This window comes from Hyphococcus lacteus (assembly GCF_041058985.1).
Taxonomy (GTDB): domain Bacteria; phylum Pseudomonadota; class Alphaproteobacteria; order Caulobacterales; family Parvularculaceae; genus Hyphococcus; species Hyphococcus lacteus.
Window position 1 is genome coordinate 1,822,427 of record NZ_JBEHZE010000001.1, and the last position, 18,395, is coordinate 1,840,821.

At 49.7% G+C, this 18,395-nt stretch carries 21 protein-coding genes; 13 read left to right on the forward strand and 8 right to left on the reverse strand.

All coding sequences use genetic code 11. The annotated features are described in order from the left end of the window. Positions 1-111: 111 nt before the first annotated feature. The 9 genes from ABFZ84_RS08700 to ABFZ84_RS08740 are packed head-to-tail and all read left to right on the forward strand — an operon-like array spanning position 112 to position 7,736. Complete coding sequence (locus ABFZ84_RS08700; RefSeq protein ID WP_369313608.1) at positions 112-615, forward strand: Rrf2 family transcriptional regulator; 504 nt, start codon at positions 112-114, stop codon at positions 613-615. Then, positions 612-1,751, forward strand: a complete 1,140-nt coding sequence (locus ABFZ84_RS08705) for a cysteine desulfurase family protein (RefSeq protein ID WP_369313609.1) — start codon at positions 612-614, stop codon at positions 1,749-1,751. Before ABFZ84_RS08700 ends, ABFZ84_RS08705 begins: the two co-directional genes overlap by 4 nt. Then, positions 1,751-3,277 (forward strand): Fe-S cluster assembly protein SufB, encoded by a 1,527-nt coding sequence (sufB, locus tag ABFZ84_RS08710; protein WP_369313610.1) that lies wholly within the window; start codon positions 1,751-1,753, stop codon positions 3,275-3,277. The genes ABFZ84_RS08705 and sufB overlap by 1 nt, the downstream gene beginning before the upstream one ends. 60 nt (positions 3,278-3,337) lie before the next feature. Beyond that, on the forward strand, positions 3,338-4,084 hold the full coding sequence (gene sufC, locus ABFZ84_RS08715) for a Fe-S cluster assembly ATPase SufC (protein WP_369313611.1): 747 nt from the start codon (positions 3,338-3,340) through the stop codon (positions 4,082-4,084). A 3-nt stretch (positions 4,085-4,087) separates the two neighbouring features. Next, positions 4,088-5,323, forward strand: a complete 1,236-nt coding sequence (gene sufD / locus ABFZ84_RS08720; protein WP_369313612.1) for a Fe-S cluster assembly protein SufD — start codon at positions 4,088-4,090, stop codon at positions 5,321-5,323. Next, entirely contained in the window at positions 5,320-6,564 is a 1,245-nt protein-coding gene (locus ABFZ84_RS08725; protein ID WP_369313613.1) for a cysteine desulfurase, read from the forward strand. The genes sufD and ABFZ84_RS08725 overlap by 4 nt, the downstream gene beginning before the upstream one ends. A 9-nt stretch (positions 6,565-6,573) precedes the next feature. After that, positions 6,574-6,978: an SUF system Fe-S cluster assembly protein gene (locus ABFZ84_RS08730; protein WP_369313614.1), complete on the forward strand. Its 405-nt coding sequence runs from the start codon at positions 6,574-6,576 to the stop codon at positions 6,976-6,978. Then, entirely contained in the window at positions 6,978-7,343 is a 366-nt protein-coding gene (locus tag ABFZ84_RS08735) for a HesB/IscA family protein (protein ID WP_369313615.1), read from the forward strand. Before ABFZ84_RS08730 ends, ABFZ84_RS08735 begins: the two co-directional genes overlap by 1 nt. A 21-nt stretch (positions 7,344-7,364) precedes the next feature. Then, positions 7,365-7,736, forward strand: a complete 372-nt coding sequence (locus tag ABFZ84_RS08740) for a TfoX/Sxy family protein (protein ID WP_369313616.1) — start codon at positions 7,365-7,367, stop codon at positions 7,734-7,736. Here the strand turns inward: ABFZ84_RS08740 and ABFZ84_RS08745 are convergent. The 7 genes from ABFZ84_RS08745 to ABFZ84_RS08775 all read right to left on the reverse strand — a co-directional run bounded on the left by ABFZ84_RS08745 (position 7,733) and on the right by ABFZ84_RS08775 (position 12,192). After that, positions 7,733-8,440 carry a dienelactone hydrolase family protein gene (locus ABFZ84_RS08745; RefSeq protein WP_369313617.1) on the reverse strand — a complete coding sequence of 236 codons (708 nt, stop codon included), beginning with the start codon at positions 8,438-8,440 and terminating at the stop codon, positions 7,733-7,735. The two genes, ABFZ84_RS08740 and ABFZ84_RS08745, sit on opposite strands and share 4 nt — an antisense overlap. 51 nt (positions 8,441-8,491) lie before the next feature. Further along, on the reverse strand, positions 8,492-8,662 hold the full coding sequence (locus ABFZ84_RS08750; protein ID WP_369313618.1) for a hypothetical protein: 171 nt from the start codon (positions 8,660-8,662) through the stop codon (positions 8,492-8,494). Between the two features lie 21 nt (positions 8,663-8,683). Further along, positions 8,684-8,857 carry a YqaE/Pmp3 family membrane protein gene (locus tag ABFZ84_RS08755; RefSeq protein WP_369313619.1) on the reverse strand — a complete coding sequence of 58 codons (174 nt, stop codon included), beginning with the start codon at positions 8,855-8,857 and terminating at the stop codon, positions 8,684-8,686. Between the two features lie 15 nt (positions 8,858-8,872). Further along, positions 8,873-9,103 carry a hypothetical protein gene (locus ABFZ84_RS08760; protein ID WP_369313620.1) on the reverse strand — a complete coding sequence of 77 codons (231 nt, stop codon included), beginning with the start codon at positions 9,101-9,103 and terminating at the stop codon, positions 8,873-8,875. Positions 9,104-9,174: 71 nt separating this feature from the next. Continuing rightward, positions 9,175-10,593 carry a pyruvate kinase gene (gene pyk / locus ABFZ84_RS08765; protein ID WP_369313621.1) on the reverse strand — a complete coding sequence of 473 codons (1,419 nt, stop codon included), beginning with the start codon at positions 10,591-10,593 and terminating at the stop codon, positions 9,175-9,177. A gap of 79 nt (positions 10,594-10,672) precedes the next feature. Next, complete coding sequence (locus ABFZ84_RS08770) at positions 10,673-11,185, reverse strand: CreA family protein (protein ID WP_369313622.1); 513 nt, start codon at positions 11,183-11,185, stop codon at positions 10,673-10,675. A gap of 41 nt (positions 11,186-11,226) precedes the next feature. Further along, entirely contained in the window at positions 11,227-12,192 is a 966-nt protein-coding gene (locus ABFZ84_RS08775) for an NAD(P)H-dependent flavin oxidoreductase (protein WP_369313623.1), read from the reverse strand. 138 nt (positions 12,193-12,330) lie between these two features. Between ABFZ84_RS08775 and ABFZ84_RS08780 the strand changes: the two genes are divergently transcribed. Both ABFZ84_RS08780 and ABFZ84_RS08785 read left to right on the forward strand, forming a co-directional pair. Then, the gene (locus ABFZ84_RS08780; RefSeq protein WP_369313624.1) at positions 12,331-13,893 is read left to right on the forward strand and encodes a long-chain-fatty-acid--CoA ligase; all 1,563 of its coding nucleotides are present in this window, start codon (positions 12,331-12,333) and stop codon (positions 13,891-13,893) included. Positions 13,894-14,104: 211 nt separating this feature from the next. Beyond that, on the forward strand, positions 14,105-14,836 hold the full coding sequence (locus ABFZ84_RS08785; protein WP_369313625.1) for a VPLPA-CTERM sorting domain-containing protein: 732 nt from the start codon (positions 14,105-14,107) through the stop codon (positions 14,834-14,836). Between the two features lie 69 nt (positions 14,837-14,905). Here the strand turns inward: ABFZ84_RS08785 and ABFZ84_RS08790 are convergent, their stop codons facing one another. Continuing rightward, positions 14,906-15,529, reverse strand: a complete 624-nt coding sequence (locus ABFZ84_RS08790) for a TetR/AcrR family transcriptional regulator (RefSeq protein ID WP_369313626.1) — start codon at positions 15,527-15,529, stop codon at positions 14,906-14,908. Between the two features lie 53 nt (positions 15,530-15,582). Between ABFZ84_RS08790 and ABFZ84_RS08795 the strand changes: the two genes are divergently transcribed. Both ABFZ84_RS08795 and ABFZ84_RS08800 read left to right on the forward strand, forming a co-directional pair. Further along, entirely contained in the window at positions 15,583-17,193 is a 1,611-nt protein-coding gene (locus ABFZ84_RS08795) for an acyl-CoA carboxylase subunit beta (RefSeq protein WP_369313627.1), read from the forward strand. 9 nt (positions 17,194-17,202) lie between these two features. Continuing rightward, positions 17,203-18,375, forward strand: a complete 1,173-nt coding sequence (locus ABFZ84_RS08800; protein WP_369313628.1) for an acyl-CoA dehydrogenase family protein — start codon at positions 17,203-17,205, stop codon at positions 18,373-18,375. Positions 18,376-18,395 lie beyond the last annotated feature (20 nt).

The window sequence follows — 18,395 nt, forward strand, 5'->3', positions numbered from 1 at the left end:
TTTCTTATCTCGGCTGCAAACGAGGTCCACTGGCGGGCGCGTATAGCATGTTTTTGCGATGGCGCCAGCCAAGCAATGTTTCAGATGAGTGTCCAAAGGCGGATTGCAAGAGTGAAGCTAACGACAAAAGGCAGATACGCAGTTGCTGCGATGACTGATATAGCGGCCACGGGCGCGGGTAGTGGCGCACTCGTGTCATTGTCGGATATCGCATTGCGTCAGGGAATTTCGCTTTCCTATCTCGAACAGCTTTTTGGGAAGCTTCGCCGTGCAGGACTGGTGGAAAGTGCGCGTGGTGTCGCTGGCGGTTATGCGTTAACTGCCGCTCCTGCTAATATCCGTATTGCTGAAATCGTCGCCGCAGTTGATGAAGAAATTCGAACGACAGCATGTATCCCGGGATCTTCGGTAGGGTGTAAAGGTACGTCGGCGCGCTGTTTGACCCATGACCTATGGGATGAACTGAGCCGCCACATCGAAATTTTTCTGAATGCAGTAACGCTTGAGGATATTTTAAAGAAACGCGTGCTCGGCATTGCGTCAGTCAATGCGCCGGGAGAGGGGGCGGATCGCCCCACTTTAAAGAACAATCCGATCGCGGAGGTGGTGCAATGACCCGTCATTACCTCGACCATAATGCGACATCGCCCGTTAGGCCCGAAGTGGTGGACGTTGTTGCTGAGACAATGCGTCTCGACGGTAATAATTCATCCGTACACGAAGAGGGCCGCCGGGCCAGTAAAGTTATCGAAGATGCGCGCAAAAAAGTGCGTGCCTTGGTCAATGCGCCGGTGAACGGCATTGTTTTCACAAGTGGCGGAACCGAGTCGATTCATTACGCGCTACATGGCGCGGTCAAGGCACAAGGTTTAAGTCGGATTTTTGTAAGTGCGATTGAACACCCCGCAGTGTTGGCCAATGCACAGACAACCGGTGCCGAGATTGAAATGATTCCTGTCACTGCGTCGGGCGTTTGTGATCTTGACTGGCTTGAAAGTCGGCTTGCTAATTATGATGTCGTGCGGGAAGGCAAGTTTTTGGCCTGCGTGATGTTTGCCAATAATGAAACGGGCGTGATTCAGCCAATCCCAGATGTTGCTGATCTGGTTCATGGCGCCGATGGATTATTATTTTGCGATGCTGCGCAAGCTGTAGGCAAAGTGCCTGTAAATTTTGTTATGTCTGGCGCCGATATTCTCAGCTTCACGGGGCACAAATTTGGTGGCCCGCTTGGGGTTGGTGCGGTGGTTGCGGGTCCTAACTTGGCGCTTGAACCCGTACTCCGGGGCGGTGGTCAGGAAATGAATCGCCGCGCGAGCACGACCAACACTCCAGGCATTGCTGGATTGGGTTGTGCATGTGAATTGGCGCATAAGTCCCTTGCGCGGGCAGCAGAAATAGCGGTCTTGCGCGACAAGATGGAATCTATTGCCATAGAAGTCGGTGCAAAAATTTGGGGCGGCGATGTATCACGTCTTCCCGGTACGTTATGTTTATCTGCACCCGGATTTTCTGGAGCAACACAATTAATGGCCATGGATTTGGCTGGTCTTGCAATATCTGCGGGATCTGCGTGTTCGTCCGGAAAAGCGAAACCAAGCCATGTTTTGACCGCGATGGGCGCTAACGAGGACGATGCGACCTCAGCCATACGCGTGTCGTTGGGATGGAATTCAACTGAGGTCGATGCGGATGCATTTATTCGCGAATGGCCAGCAGCGTATAATCGAATTAAAGCGAAGGCGGCGTAATGTCCGAAGTAAAAGAAACAATCAGTCGGGACACCGTAGCAACAGCCAAGTCGCTGGAAACGTACAAATATGGTTTCTCGACCAACATTGAGTCCGAAAAGGCCCCGAAAGGTCTTTCAGAGGATACCATTCGATACATCTCGGCAAAAAAAGAAGAGCCGGAATGGATGTTGAAGTGGCGTCTTGAGGCTTATCGTCGGTGGTTGACGATGGCGGAACCAAAATGGGCCATGGTTGATTATCCTGAAATTGATTATCAGGATGCGTATTATTACGCCGAGCCAAAATCCGGTGCAAAATACGAATCTATTGATGATGTCCCACCTGAAATTTTAGCGGATTTCGAAAAGCTCGGTATTCCATTGCGTGAAGCAGAGGTGTTGTTGGGTGTGGAAGGTGCGGGGGAAAGCCCGGCTGAGGCGCGCACGCATCCGGATGGTCAACAGCCAAGAGTGGCCGTTGACGCGGTTTTCGATAGTGTATCTGTTGCCACTACGTTCAAGAAGGAGCTTCAAAAAGCTGGCGTGATTTTCATGTCAATTTCGGAAGCCATACGCGAGCATCCAGATCTTGTCAGGAAATATATTGGTTCAGTTGTGCCGACTTCGGATAATTTTTTCGCGACGCTTAATTCCGCAGTGTTTTCTGATGGTACGTTTGTTTACGTTCCGGAAGGCGTTCGTTGCCCAATGGAGCTATCGACCTATTTTCGTATTAATGAGGCAAATACCGGTCAGTTTGAGCGCACGCTGATTATCGCAGCGCCGGGATCGTATGTGTCATATCTCGAAGGTTGCACTGCGCCAATGCGGGATGAAAACCAGCTTCACGCCGCTGTGGTTGAGCTAGTGATTGAAGATGACGCGGAGATCAAATACTCGACCGTTCAAAATTGGTACCCTGGCGACAAAGATGGCAAGGGCGGCATTTACAATTTTGTGACCAAGCGTGCGGATTGCCGCGGCGTCAATTCAAAGGTGTCGTGGACGCAGGTGGAAACGGGATCAGCGGTTACGTGGAAGTACCCCTCTTGCGTTCTCAAAGGTGATAATTCGCAAGGCGAATTTTATTCGATTGCAATTACAAATAACCACCAACAAGCTGATACGGGTACCAAGATGATCCATCTTGGTAAGAATACGAAATCGCGGATTATTTCCAAAGGGATTTCGGCGGGTAAATCGAATTCTACCTATCGCGGCCTTGTGGCTATTCACCGAAAGGCGGGCGGCGCGCGAAATTTCACCCAGTGTGATTCGCTTTTGATCGGCAATAATTGCGGGGCACATACGGTTCCTTATGTTGAAAGCAAGAACCCGGATGCGATCCTTGAACATGAAGCGACAACATCACGTCTTTCTGAGGATCAACTGTTTTACTGTCAGCAACGCGGTTTGTCAGAAGAAGAATCGGTTGCGCTTTTGGTGAATGGTTTCTGTAAAGAGGTTCTACAAGAGCTTCCGATGGAGTTTGCGGTTGAAGCACAGAAGCTAGTGAGCGTCAGCCTGGAGGGAAGTGTTGGCTAAGCGGCCAATTCAAATTCCCGGAGATGCTTGAAAAATTTTAAAATGAAATGAAGCTATACAATGTTGAAAATTGACAATCTCAAAGTTTCCGTCGGTGGAAATGAAATTTTGAAGGGCCTTTCGCTGGACGTTCCAGCTGGCGAAGTACACGCTATTATGGGCCCAAATGGATCGGGTAAATCAACGCTTTCATATACGATTGCTGGGCGCGATGACTATGAAGCAAACAGTGGTGAGGTTTTGCTCAACGGCGATCCTTTATTCGAAATGGATGCAAATGAGCGCGCTGCCAAGGGGTTATTCCTGTCGTTTCAGCACCCGATGGAAATTCCTGGCGTTCAGACAATGACCTTTATAAGGACGGCGTTAAACGCGCAGCGCAAAGCACGCGGCGAGGAAGATATTTCTGCGGCTGATTTCATCAAGCTGGTGCGTGAAAAAGCGAAGCTCGTCGGGCTTGATGACCAAAAACTCAAACGTCAATTCAACGTTGGATTTTCCGGTGGTGAGAAGAAGCGTATGGAAATGTTGCAGATGGCAATGTTTGAGCCGCATTTTGCAATAATGGATGAAACTGACTCAGGGCTTGATATTGACGCGTTGAAAATGGTTGGCGATGTGGTCAACGCTTTACGCGGACCGGAGCGCGGGTTTTTGGTGATCACTCATTATCAGCGGCTTTTGGATTATATAAAACCGGATGCTGTTCATGTGTTGGCGGGCGGGCAGATTGTTAAGTCCGGTGGGCCAGAACTAGCAATTGAATTAGAAAAGTCCGGTTACGAACAGTTTATTGAAGCGGCTTAAAACATGTCCAAGACAAATGTTGAAAATCCGACGGCGTTAGAGACGGCATTCGATGCGGCGTTCAAAAGCCGTTCGTCGATAAACGAGGCGCAAGCCGCAGCGTATGATCGTTTCACACAGCTGCGTCTACCGAACCGGCGTATTGAGAACTGGAAGTGGTCAGACTTTGCAACCACATTGCGCAATTTTGAGCCGGCGAATGACGTTACGGAGCTTCCGGTAGGGGCATCGCCATTTGACCATTTGAAGCCGCTTGAGTTTCGTTTGTACGATGGCCGGATTGAACTACCGCACGAGGATATGCCTGACGGAGTTCGCTACGGAATAATGGATGCGGTCGCGACCATCCCTGAATTAGAAAACAATGCGTTGGCCAATCTTAATGTGGCGCTGGCTCGAAAATCATTGGGCATCGAAATCGGTGAAAATGTTCAGCTCGATCGGCCAATTTTAATCAGACATATTATCTCTGGCAGTGGGTTTTCATTTGCGCAGACTATGATGCGTATTTCGGCGAATGCGCGTGTGCAGATAATTGAAACTTATGAGGGCCAGTCTGCTGGTCTATATTCGCATCTGTTTCATTTAGTGGTCCGTGACGAAGCAAAGTTTAATCGCGCCGTGCTCCAACAGACCGGACCGGAAAACACTACACATGCTATATGCGCCGCAAAAATAGAGGGAAATGCGGAGTTCAATCAGACGTCGCTATCGACTGGCGGGAGGCTCTGCCGACATGAAACTCATGCGCACTTCTGGTCGCCAAATTCAAAGGCGACAATTAATAGCGCTTCGTTATTGTCGGATGAACGTCATGCTGATTTTACTTCGGAAACTCGGCATCTTGCGCCGCATTGTCAAACTCGCCAGTTACATAAAGGTGTGGCGCGTAACCGTGGCCGAAATGTTTTTCAAGGCAAGTTCTACGTAGAGCGTGAAGCCCAAAAAACTGACGCGAAAATGACCGCGAATGCGCTGCTTTTGTCTGACACCGCGGAGGCTAATCACAAGCCGGAACTTGAGATCTATGCGGATGACGTTGAGTGCGCACACGGTTCGACGGTAGGAGCTTTAGACAAAGACGCATTGTTTTATTTGCAACAGCGCGGCCTATCAGAAGAAGAAGCACGTGCGTTGTTGGTTGATGCATTTGTGGGTGAAGTCATGAGCGAAATCGCGGATGAGAAATTGCGATCAGTGTTCGAGACCCAAGTACAAAATTGGCTGGCATCGTCATGAGTATTCATGAACTAGATGTCGAGGCGTTACGGGCCGAGTTTCCGATTTTGTCTCGTGAAGCTTACGGGAAACCGCTAGTCTATCTAGATAGTGCGGCATCTGCGCAAAAGCCGCGCGCTGTTATTGATGCGATGACCAATTCTATGGAACATTCCTACGCAAATGTTCATCGCGGTCTGCATTTGCTGTCAAACGAAACGACATCTGCTTATGAAGACGCGCGCAAAATTGTCGCGAGCTTTATCAACGCAGCATCGCCCGATGAGATCATTTTTACATCAGGCGGAACCGACGCGTTCAATTTGATTTCTTATGCTATGGGCGCAACAGTCGATGGTCATAGTGAAATCAATGAGGGTGATGAAATAATTCTCTCGGTCGCTGAGCATCACTCTAATATCGTACCGTGGCATTTTTTGCGGGAACGCAAAGGGGCGGTGCTGAAATGGCTCGACCTGTCCGATGACGGAATAATTGATCTTGATGCCTATCGGGCGCTTTTTACGGATCGAACAAAACTCGTGGCTATATCGCACATGTCGAATGTGCTGGGAGTCACAACGCCAGCCAAAGCACTAACCCGCATCGCGCATGAACATGGCGTAAAAATACTGTTCGATGGGTGCCAAGGTGCTGTTCACGGTAGTGTCGATGTCCGTGAAATTGATTGTGATTTTTATGTCATGACCGGCCATAAGCTATATGGTCCGTCTGGTGTTGGCGTTTTGTACGGTAAAAAATCGATAATGGATAAACTCCCCCCTTATAAGGGTGGTGGCGAGATGATCGATTTAGTGACGACGGAGGCGGTCACATACAACGAATCTCCACATCGTTTTGAAGCGGGCACGCCGCCAATTTTAGAGGCGATTGGGTTGGGTAAGGCGCTTGAATGGATGCAGGCCAAGGGTGTTTCCGCAATCGCCGCACATGAAGCAAATCTGCGTGAGCATGCGATTGAAGAGTTGTCGAAACTGAACTTCGTGCGCATCTATGGTAGAGCAGCAGAAAAAGCACCAATTATAGCATTCACGGTGGAGAGTGCGCATCCGCATGATATTTCGTCTATTTTGGATAGAACGGGCGTCGCGGTTCGTGCGGGACATCATTGTGCCCAACCACTTATGCAACGACTAGGCGTAGATGCTACGGCACGAGCATCGTTTGCCGCTTATAATACACACAAAGACGTGGAGGCGCTTATTACGGGTCTCCATAAGACATATGAAATGTTGGGCTAAGTTTAGTTTATGGAAAATCAAAGAGATATCATCGACGTAAATCCACCGGCACCAGAACGCGCGCCACAGGCGGAAACCTCTGGGGCTTCGTCTATTCCAGCCGAGGAACTTGAACGCATTACGGGCGATATCATTCGATCACTCAAGACGGTGTATGACCCAGAGATCCCGGTTGATATTTATGAATTGGGCCTCATCTATAAGGTAGATCTCAACGATGAGCGCCACCTTACGGTCGATATGACGCTAACGGCACCGGGGTGTCCTGTTGCTGGTGAAATGCCGGGCTGGGTAGAAGGCGCAGTGCGCGGGACCGAGGGCGTTGAAGATGTGACGGTGAATATGGTTTTTGAACCGCCATGGACACCTGAACGGATGTCGGATGAGGCGAAACTTGAATTAGGATGGCTATAATGGCTCGACCTAGACCAAAAGTGATAACGCTAACGGATGTCGCCGCAAGTCGTATGAGTGAAATTATGGCTGATGCGGCCGAAGATTTTATTGGCGTGAAAATTGGCGTTAAAAACGGTGGTTGCGCTGGTATGGAATACACCATGGACTATGCAACCGAGGCGGCACCACTTGACGAAGTCGTTGAAGAGAACGGTATCAAAATTTTGATCGACCCTAAGGCAATTCTTTTTTTAATAGGTACACAGATCGATTTTGTGACAGAGAAGCTATCTCAACGGTTTGTATTCAACAATCCCAACCAGACGGATGCGTGTGGTTGTGGGGAAAGCGTTACAATTATTCCGGCTAACGTAGACGCCTGATTGGATCGCGGGTGGTTAGGTATGGCAATTTCTTCCTCCTATCTTAGCCACCTCAAAGATTTGTTTTCTCCTTTTGGGCAAATCACCATTCGCAAAATGTTCGGCGGGGCTGGTGTCTATTGTGATGGGGCAATTTTTGCCATTACCGGTGATGAAGGATTATGGTTTAAAGTTGATGACATAACGCGAGCCGAATTCGAACAGGCTGGTTGTGCGCGCTTCACCTATGAATTCGATAACGGAAAAACCGGATCGATGTCTTATTACTCGGCACCGGATGAAATATACGACGATGCTGATGCACTAAAGCACTGGACGCAACTCGCACTTGGCGCCGCTTCTCGATCACAAAAGAAACCAAAGAAAACGGCGAAAAAGCCAACGAAGCGTTAGGCGAATAATTCTTCGAGGAATTCAATCGTTGACTGCCAGGATCTGCGATCCGCATCTGCATTATAAACGGTGCCAAAATCAGGGTCATTAGCCTTTGGGTTAGTGAAGGCATGCATTGTGTTGCCATAGGCATGAAGCTGCCAATCAGCGTTTGCTTTGGTCAACTCGGTACCCAGTGAAACAACGTCTGCGGGCGGTGCCATTGGGTCATCCCAGCCATGATGCACCAACAATTTAGGATCGATTTTATCAGCTGTTTTGTCCGGGCTTGTGAAAAGACCGTGATAAGAAATTACGCCCTTTACGGCAGCATTCGCACGAGCAACATCGATGGCGCAAAGACCACCAAAGCAATATCCCGCAACGGCGACGTTATCTGCGTCAACCTGATCTAACCATTTCATTTCTGTGATATTGGCCAATAATAGTTCACGAAGTTTCGCGCGATCTTCCATGAAGGGTGTCATTAACGCCTGACATTCTTCGGTCGACGTTCCAACTACATCGCTACCAAAAAGATCAATGGCAATGGCTGTATAGCCCAAAGCCGCGAACGCTTCGGCTTTTTGGTTTTCAAATTCTGTTCGTCCTGCCCACGCGTGACATATCAAAATAGTTGGTGCCGCTGCGTCATGACTAGCAATAAACGCTTTATATGACTTGCCGCTGATGTCGTAAGAATGTGTGCGTGTGGAAATCGTCATGACAAAACCCTTTGGCGGCTAAAATTTGACGTACCGCTAATTTTGCCAGTCTCATACGGTTTTGTCAGCCTCAGATGTCGGCGACTTTTCCTCAGCTTTATCCGTGGGATTGTCTGATGCTTTCGAGGGGGCCTGGGGGGCTTTGCCAAGGGTTTTTGATACAAATCGACGAAGCCGGTCTAGTGATGAATCATCTGTGTAATTTGAATCGTTGATTTTCATAGGTTCCTCCATGGGGAAGCGTTAGCGGCGCAAGATAATCCAAAGCGCGTGAATTATGCCCGGGATATAGCCGAGCAGCGTTAGAACCACGTTGATCCAAAACTGCGCTGTGAATCCGACCTCCATTGCGACGCCGACTGGCGGCAATAGAACGGACAGAATGACCTTGAGAATGTCACCTTCGGAACGAGCCATTGTCACTCCTCCTTTCTAGTGTTTTGTGTTGCGAATATTGGACATGAATTGTCCAACCGAGTTTACTGTTTCGGTGAGCGCCGATCGTAAATTGCGGGGACTTTCGGCAGATGAAGCTGACGCTGCCGGCATTTCTGATTGTGGAAATTGCCGATGCTTTTGAGGCTCTGCAACGAGAGCATTCATCTGATTATCGGCTGTGATAACGTAGAACTGCTGACCTGAAATTGGGGCGTCGTCTTGCATGATGCTCTCTCTCCAATCTACATGAGAGGAGAACAAGGCGGGCGGCGGTTAGTTCCCGGCCAAGAGTGTGCTTATTCTGGTGTACCGATCCGGCTAATTTTAAGTGTATTGGTCTTACCCGGACGGCCAAATGGATATCCAGCTAAGATAATGATCCGTTCGCCATCATGTCCCCCATTTTGCTTAGCGAGAGTGTCAGCTTTTTCGATCATTTCATGGAAATGCGAAATATCTTCGGTAACCACTGGGCGTACACCCCAAAACAGACCAAGTTTACGGGCGACATCTATATCTGGTGTTGCTGCAATAACAGGGCAGTGTGGACGGTCGCGCGAAAGCCGCCGTGCGGTTGACCCAGTCTTTGTATATGCGACCGCATATTTGCAATCGAGCACTTCTGCAATGCGCCGTGCGGAGAGGGTAATTGCGTCCGCGGTTGTGTAGCCATCTTCTTCGCGCGGAACATTTTTAAAACCATCCGAGTCAGCATCGCGTTCCGTGGCACCAATAATGCGGTCCATGATGGCAACGGCGGTGGGGGGGTGACGGCCAACCGCTGTCTCTGCCGATAACATTACAGCATCAGCCCCTTGATAAACTGCGGTAGAAACGTCTGATGCTTCGGCGCGCGTCGGCGAGATGGATTCGACCATCGATTCCAACATATGCGTTGCCACAATAACCGGTTTTCCTGCGCTGCGGCAGCTGCGGATGATGCGGCGTTGTATAAGTGGCACATCCTCAGGCGCGCATTCCACGCCTAAGTCGCCCCTCGCAACCATCACCCCGTCTGAAAGTGCAAGAATGTCATCAAACTGATCAACAGCAGAAGGCTTTTCAATTTTTGAAATGATGCCCGCACGCCCCTTAATAATATCGCGCGCTTCTTGAACATCATTGGCCTGCTGAACAAATGATAGCGCGATGTAGTCTACGCCGAGATCAAGTGCAAATGCGAGATCCTCCCGGTCTTTTTCGGTGAGCGCTGAGATAGGCAGACGGCGACCAGGTACATTGATGCCTTTTTTGTTTTTCAATTCTCCCGGCGTATCGGCTTTTGCGATGATATGGCGGTCGTTCCGTTCCGAAATAGTGATCTGTAACTTTCCGTCATCTAGCTTAAGAACGTCGCCCGGTTCTAAGACATCAAGAAGTTCACGATGCGGAATTGGGATGATGTTTTCGTCATTTGATTCGGCAGCGTGGGTGAGCTTATATTCAGCGCCGTAGCGTAGTTTAATCGATCCACCAGCAAATGAACCTGTGCGAATTTTCGGTCCCTGTAGGTCCGCGAAAATCGTCAGAGGCGTGCCGGTATCGCGTTCAATGTCGCGAATAGCCTTTGCCACAATCGTAAGCTTGTCATGCTCACCGTGACTCATATTCAAACGAAAAATATCGACTCCGGCATTGTGGATCAGACGGAGCATTGATGGCGAAGCGCTTGCTGGGCCGATTGTCGCGACGATTTTGCAAAGGCGGTTTCTCACAGCGTAACACTCCGGTTGATCATCTTTAGACCATTAGAGTTACGCGGTTTTGGTATAGCTTGGAACCTAACCGACTAAATTATTCCGTAGTAAATTGGTCTAGGGGAAAACTGATATCCTGACCGTATAAAGCAATCGTTGAAATGCCCATTTTGGCTGAACCTTCGACGGGGCGTCGACTGTATACGACATAGATCAGCGTTTTGTTTTCAGGGTCGAAAATCCGCCGTACCGCAATCGATTTAAAAACCAGGCTCATGCGTTGGGAAAAAACCTCTTCGCCATCCTTATCATAGTCAATCTCGCCAATGCTAATGGGCCCTGTTTGGCGACAAGCAATAGATGCGTTCGATGGGTCTTCAAACCAGTTGCCCTTGGAAACCCGGTCCCAAAAACCTCTGTCGAAGTGGGTTAAATGACAGGTCACCCCCTCTACCTTTGGGTCCGATAGGGCTTGAACCTTTATCTCGTTACCGATGAAGTCATTCTTGAATTCACCAACCTCATTTTCGCTATTTCTACCGCAAGAGGTTGCAGCAAGTACAGCCAAGCCAAGTGCAAAATAGCGACAGTAAGATGTTGTATTTTTCATAAGAGATAAATTGGCGATGAAGTGAGAGCCTGAAGGTTCCCCTATCGGTTACAAAGGCCGGCCTTCGCCGTTTCGTATTCGCGAGCCATTTTGTCGACGAAAGCGGCTGTGGACGTGATTTCTTTTATGGCACCGACGCCTTGTCCGCCGCCCCAAATGTCTTTCCAAACTTTTTTGGCATTATCGCCGCCAGATTTGAAATCCATTTTGGTGGGGTCGCTTACGGGCAAGTTGTCAGGGTCCATGCCTGATTTGGTAATAGAGCTTTTGATGTAATTGCCATGCACGCCAGAAAAGTAATTCGTATAGACGATATCATCAGCAAAGGCTTCGACAATACCATCCTTATAAGCCTGATCCGCATTTGCTTCTTCGGTGGCAATGAAGCCAGTACCCACATAACCAAAGTCAGCGCCCATCGCTTCAGCGGCAAGGACCGACTGGCCGCGTGTTATACAGCCTGAAAGGGCGAGGGGGCCATCGAACCATTCGCGAATTTCCTGAACCAATGCGAAAGGCGATTGAACGCCGGCATGCCCGCCCGCGCCAGCCGCGACGCAGATTAGTCCATCGGCACCTTTTTCAATTGCCTTTTTTGCGAATGTATTATTGATCACATCATGCAAAACAATTCCGCCATATGAATGGATCGCGTCGTAGACTTCTTCGCGTGCGCCAAGCGACGTGATTACGATCGGCACTTCATGTTTAACGCAAGCCTCAACATCGTGCATTAAGCGGTTATTTGTACGGTGAACAATTTGATTAACGGCAAATGGGGCGGAGGGTAAATTGGGTTGCTCTTCGTCATGTTGTGCGAGGGTCTCTTTGATTTCGATTAACCAATCATCGAGCTTTTCCTCTGGGCGTGCGTTTAGTGATGGAAAAGATCCAACGACCCCGGCCTTGCACTGTGCAATGACGAGCTTTGGCGTTGAAACAATAAACATGGGCGCGCCAATAACGGGGATGCGCATTTTCGATTTAATATCGTCGATGGACGTCATGAATGTCTCCTGAAAGGTTGCTTTAGGTACCCGCAGGGCGCGCCTCGCCGCAACCCACAAGTGCAGTTCTGTGTATTTGCCTTTTCCCGCCGACGGGTTCGAGGCATACTTTGGGAAAAACTAAGGTTAGGGAGCCGCATGAAGAACACAGAAATCCTCAATCCGCCCGTCATTGCCGATATCATTCGAATTCAAGCGACAAAACGACCTGATAAAATAGGGCTTTCGTTTGAAGGTCGGGATTTTACCTATGCTGAGATGAATGCCCGCGCCAGCCAAGCGGCTCAGGCGCTTCTCTCTTTGGGCATAAAACGCGGTGATCGGATAGGGTGGCTCGCGCGGAATGTAGCGAGTTTCTGGGATGTTTTGTTTGGTGCAGCAAAAATCGGTGCCGTGCTTACGCCGATAAATTGGCGCTTGGCCCCGCCGGAAGTTGCTCAAATTTTGGCCGATGCAGAACCTAAGCTTTTCGTCGGTGAGAAGATGTTTGTCGATGCACTGCCGTCGGGCGAGCAACAACCAAACTACCGCACAATGCTACTCGAAGAGGGCGGACCTGATTGCCTTGACGCACTGGTTGATAAACAGTCGGCCATTGAACCCGACCATAAAGGGTCAGTCGATGATGTGTTGGTGCAGTTATATACGAGCGGGACGACAGGCTTGCCGAAGGGCGTGATACTACCCAACCGTTGTTATTACGAAGTTGGTTTGGCTGGCCAAGAGGCTGGTATCATCATTCCGCAATCTGACGATGAAGCGGTGCTTCATGCGTTGCCCCACTTTCATGTAGCAGGTTTGAATTTTGGATTGATGGCGATGTGTCGTTCAATGCGAATTATTCAGCATCGCCAATTTGATCCCACGGCGATTGTAAAAGATGCTCAAGGTGATGTGCCGCTAAATTCATTTTTCGTCCCAGCGATGATCATGATGATCATCGAAACTGCGAAAACAATGGGGCTTTCATTAGAGCAGTTTGTTGGCATCAGTTATGGTGCTGCGCCGATGCCTGAACCACTTCTGGACGTTATCATGAAAGCGATGCCGAATGCGACGCTGGTGCAATTCTATGGAATGACAGAAACGACAGGCGGAGTGACAGTCCTTGACCATGACGACCACGCTCAAGGCAAGAAACAACGTGTTTCTGCCGGCAAACCATTGCCGGGGTGTGAGGTGAATATATGCGACCCGATATCAGGGCGAGAGGTTGCGCAGGGTGAGACCGGCGAAGTTATCGCTCGTGCCAAGTTTATTATGGATGGGTATTGGCAGAATCCAGAAGCAACCGCTGAGGTTATACGTGATGGTTGGTATTGGTCCGGCGATGCGGGGTATAAAGACGAAAACGGCTTTGTTTACATCGTTGATCGGATCAAAGACATGATCATTTCCGGCGGGGAGAATATATATCCGGCTGAGCTGGAGGCGGTGCTCGCAACGTGTCCGGGGATTGCCGATGTAGCTGTGATCGGTGTTCCGGACGAAAAATGGGGAGAGCGGATCAAGGTGGTAGCGGTTAAACGCGTCGGTGTAGAACTGGATGCCGACGGCGTTATTGCTTTTCTCAAAGGCAAGGTCGCAGATTTCAAATTGCCCAAAAGTGTCGCATTTATAGACATGTTACCGCGGAATCCGTCGGGCAAAATCCTGAAAACGGAACTGCGGAAGGGCGAATCAGGTGCTGGAGACGGATAAAATTATGGTTTATTTGCCCCCGAGAGTTGCGGTTTTTTGGCCAAACGACTGCGCGAACGGCTGTAATCCTTAGCTAATTTCCCGTTCAGGGTGTGTCGGGGAGTAAAACCGGCAAATTGATAAAGAAAATTGTTAAAATTGTTTGCGTTCTCCTTTCGGTTCGGCACCGAAATTGATAGTCTAGGCATGAATTATTGTTCAGGGGGAACAAATGAAAAAGATTTTGATATCAGCATTAGGGTTGGGTTTTTGCCTCGCCGCGAATGCAAATGCCGCTGAGATGACGCTTGGTGGCCTGACTTTCGACACCGATAACTCCGCTTCAACCGTGCTTTGGGCTCAAGGTGGTGTATTCGCAGGTAACCTAGATAACCGCCGCGAAGCATGTGTGGATCCGACAAATGCGTCTTCTACCGTGGGCGCAACCGGAGAGGAATGTCGTGCGCTAGAGGTGGTTGGATTTGATCTCGATACTGATGTCGAGCTTGATGAGAATAATACAGTCACACAAGACCCGGATGTTCTTTCGGTTTTCTTTGACGAAGATCTAATCAATGGCGACGGTTTCGATATCGTTGTGTTCGAGACTCAAGACCAGGATGATCCGCCCGCGATTACGATGATCCTTAATGGTACTCAGTTGATTGGCGAACGTATTGCGGTTGTCGATGTCGATGGCGATACATTTACAATGTGGGGTTTTGATTTTTCAGAACTTCCGTTCGACTTGGCAATGGGCGCAATTGTTAGCGCACCGCTTTACCTTCAAACTGCGCGCGACGATGAGAACACACCAGTTGGTTCTTCGGATATCGCGGCAATTGTCGGTATGAACTTTAACGTACCGACGCCTGAGGTTCCACTTCCAGCCGCGGCTTGGTTGTTTATCGCGGGCATGTCCGGGCTAGGATTTGCGGGTCGCGCTAAGCGCAAAGCTGCTTAAGGCAAACGCGTACTCCTTTGAACAGAAAGCCCGCTGTGTTTTACAGCGGGCTTTTTTGTGCGGGCAAAGCTAACGCGATGCCTTGGCGACAATATCAATCCATGCATCAATTACTGTTTCAATGCGTTCTTTGTCATCAAGAAGGCCATCATGAACCAACAGGCCGGTCATCATGCACCGGCCAATAGTCAGTAGCGCGTTAAGTTCATCTGCGTCGCGAGCAATGGGTGTTAACAGGTCTCGCATTTCACCTTCGATTGCCTCTCGCCAGTCCTCAAGCTTGGGGGCAATTCGGGTCTTGAGCGTTGCGTCGGTTCGTGACGCCACAAGGATTTGTAGAAGTGCTTCATATTCCTCTGTGGCGAACTGATCCGCCCAGGAACGCCGCGTGACTTTGCCAAAGGCGCTTCGATCTTTTTCCAGTTCTGCTTTTATCTGTGTGAACCATTTAATTGATCGGCGAAGAAGAAAGGCAGCAGTTGCGGTCACCAAATCTTCCTTTGACGGGAAGTGGTGCTGTAGCGCCCCTTGTGAAATGCCAGCGGCCTTTATGACCTGTTTGATAGATGTGCTGGGATAGCCCAGTGTTGCGAGGCAATGCGTGGTTGCTTCGCAGGTCCGTCGACGCATCTCCGCTGATTTTATCTGCTGACGAGAGGGAGCTGTGGTGGGTGCTTGACGTTGATCTACCATGATCATAAAACAGTACGAACATATTGTTTTGTCAAGCCTGCTACAGAGATGCCATGCCGATATTTGAAACTGACATTGATGTTCACTCCGAGGCATTTCGGAAAAATCGAAATGACCATCTCAAGTTGATCAAAGAGTTTCGCACGCTTGAGGAGAAGATCGTTGCGACGTCGGCGAGGGCAAAAGCAAAATTTGAAAAACGAGGACAACTTTTACCACGCGAACGTCTTGCGCTCGTGCTCGACCGTGGCGCGCCGTTTGTCGAACTTTCGACTTTGTGCGGGTACAAAATGCATGACGACGATGGCGATCAAACCATATCGGGGGGTGGAAGCATTTCCGGCATTGGTTTTGTTTCCGGTGTGCGTTGCGTAATCGCGGCGTCGGATAGTGGCATTAAAGGCGGTGCCGCGACGCCCATGGGCGTTCATAAAGCCCTTAGGGCGCAACAACTTGCGCTGGAAAATAAATTGCCGTTTGTTCAGCTTATTGAAAGTGCCGGTGCCAATTTGATGCGCCAAGCCGAGATGTTTGTGCCGGGCGGGCGTACATTTGCTAATCTTGCTCGGCTTTCGGCAGCGGGGTGTCCGGTAATTTCTGTCGTCCACGGATCATCGACCGCAGGTGGCGCTTATCAAACGGGCTTGTCTGACTATGTTGTCGCTGTGCGTGGGAAATCGAAAGTCTTTCTTGCCGGACCGCCGCTTTTGAAAGCTGCGACGGGCGAGATTGCGACCGATGAGGACCTTGGCGGTGCAGAGATGCATTACCACCTATCGGGTACAGCGGAATATATGGCGGAGAATGATGCAGATGGCGTGCGGATTGCGCGTGATATTGTGTCGAAACTCGGCTGGGGTGGTGGGGCGCAGGGGCGCGACTTTGCGCCCCCCAAATATGATGCAGAGGACTTGTTGGGGATTGTCCCTATTGATTACCGCCAGCCCTACAACTCGCGTGAGGTTATCGCTCGTCTTGTGGACGGCTCTGATATTCTTGGCTTCAAAGATGGGTTTGGGTCGGCGACAATTTGTTCTCAGGCTGCGATTGCAGGGCATCAAGTTGGGATCATTTCAAACAACGGTCCGATTGATGCTGATGGGGCGGCAAAAGTTGCACAGTTTATTCAGCTTATGGAGCAGGCAGGATCGCCCGTTATTTTCCTTCAGAATACGACGGGCTATCTCGTGGGCACCGATGCGGAACAGCGGGGCATCGTTAAGCACGGTTCGAAGATGATTCAGGCTGTCACCAACATGACAGTACCAAAGCTAACATTGCATATCGGTGCATCGTTTGGTGCGGGCAATTATGGCATGTGTGGCCGCGCGTTTGATCCTCGATTTATTTTTGCTTGGCCAAACAACCGCATCGCGGTGATGGGTGGTGAGCAAGCTGCAAAAACCATGCGGATCGTCGCCGAAGATGGCGCACGCCGAAAAGGACAGGAACCCAACGCGGAATTTCTCGATGGCATGGCGAAACATATTGTCGATACTTATGACGCGGAATCCCGCGCACTATTTGCGACAGCTCGGCTTTGGGATGATGGAATAATTGATCCGCGAGATAGCCGTAATATTTTGGCGTTTTGCCTTGATAGCCTTTCAGAAGCTGAAAACCGTCAGCTAAGACCAAATTTTTTTGGTGTTGCACGAATGTAGGAGCGCGAGATGAAACTTACTGCTGAACATGACCAAATTCGGGATACACTAAAGCGGTATATTGATGAACACATCAATCCGTATGTAGATGAATGGGAAGATGCTGGAATTTTTCCAGCGCACAAAGTCTATAAAGGTTTGGGTGATCTCGGCTTGTTGGGTGTCACAAAGCCGGTTGAATATGGTGGAATGGGCCTCGACTGGTCTTATGGAGCGGTCGTCGCAGAGACTTTAGGCCACATTAATTGTGGCGGTATCCCCATGGCGATTGGCGTGCAGACGGATATGGCAACACCTGCGCTTGCCAAATTCGGCACTGAAGCCGCCAAAGAAGATATTTTGAGGCCGACAATCGCGGGCGATTTTGTTGCGTGCCTTGGTGTTTCCGAAGTTGGAGCCGGTTCGGATGTGGCCTCCATCAAAACTACGGCAAAAAAAGATGGGGACGACTACGTCATTAACGGCGGCAAGATGTGGACGACGAGTGGCACACAGGCTGACTGGATGTGTCTATTGGCGAATACATCTGACGATGGGGTGCATCGCAACAAAACGTTGATTGCTTTGCCGCTCAAAGATGAAAATGGCAAGCTCCGTAAAGGTATTTCGATCGCACGGAAATTGAAAAAACTTGGTATGCGAAGTTCTGATACTGCCGAGTTTTTCTTTGAAGATGTTCGTGTACCCCAACGCTATCGGATCGGCGAAGAGGGCGCTGGTTTCATGTACCAAATGCTCCAGTTCCAGGAGGAGCGGCTTTGGGCGGCTTTATCGAGCCTTGTAAGCCTCGATAACACGATTGATGCGACGATAGATTATACGCGCCAGCGCAAGGCATTTGGCAAATCGATTTTGGATAATCAAGTGGTTCATTTCCGTATGGCGGAGTTGAAAACTGAAGTTCAAGCTTTGCGATCACTGACTTGGGATGCGGTTGAGAAAATGATGGCAGGTGAAGACGCGACAATGTTGGCGTCCATGGCGAAGCTAAAAGTTGGAAGGCTCGCGCGTGAGGTAAATGATTCTTGCCTGCAATATTGGGGCGGCATGGGCTTTATGGAAGAGACTCTCGTTTCGCGCTCCTATCGTGATGGACGATTGGGGTCGATCGGTGGCGGTGCCGACGAAGTGATGCTCTCCATCATTTGCAAATATATGGGTACGTTGCCGGGTAAGTCCTGATTTTATCGGCGAAATGGAAA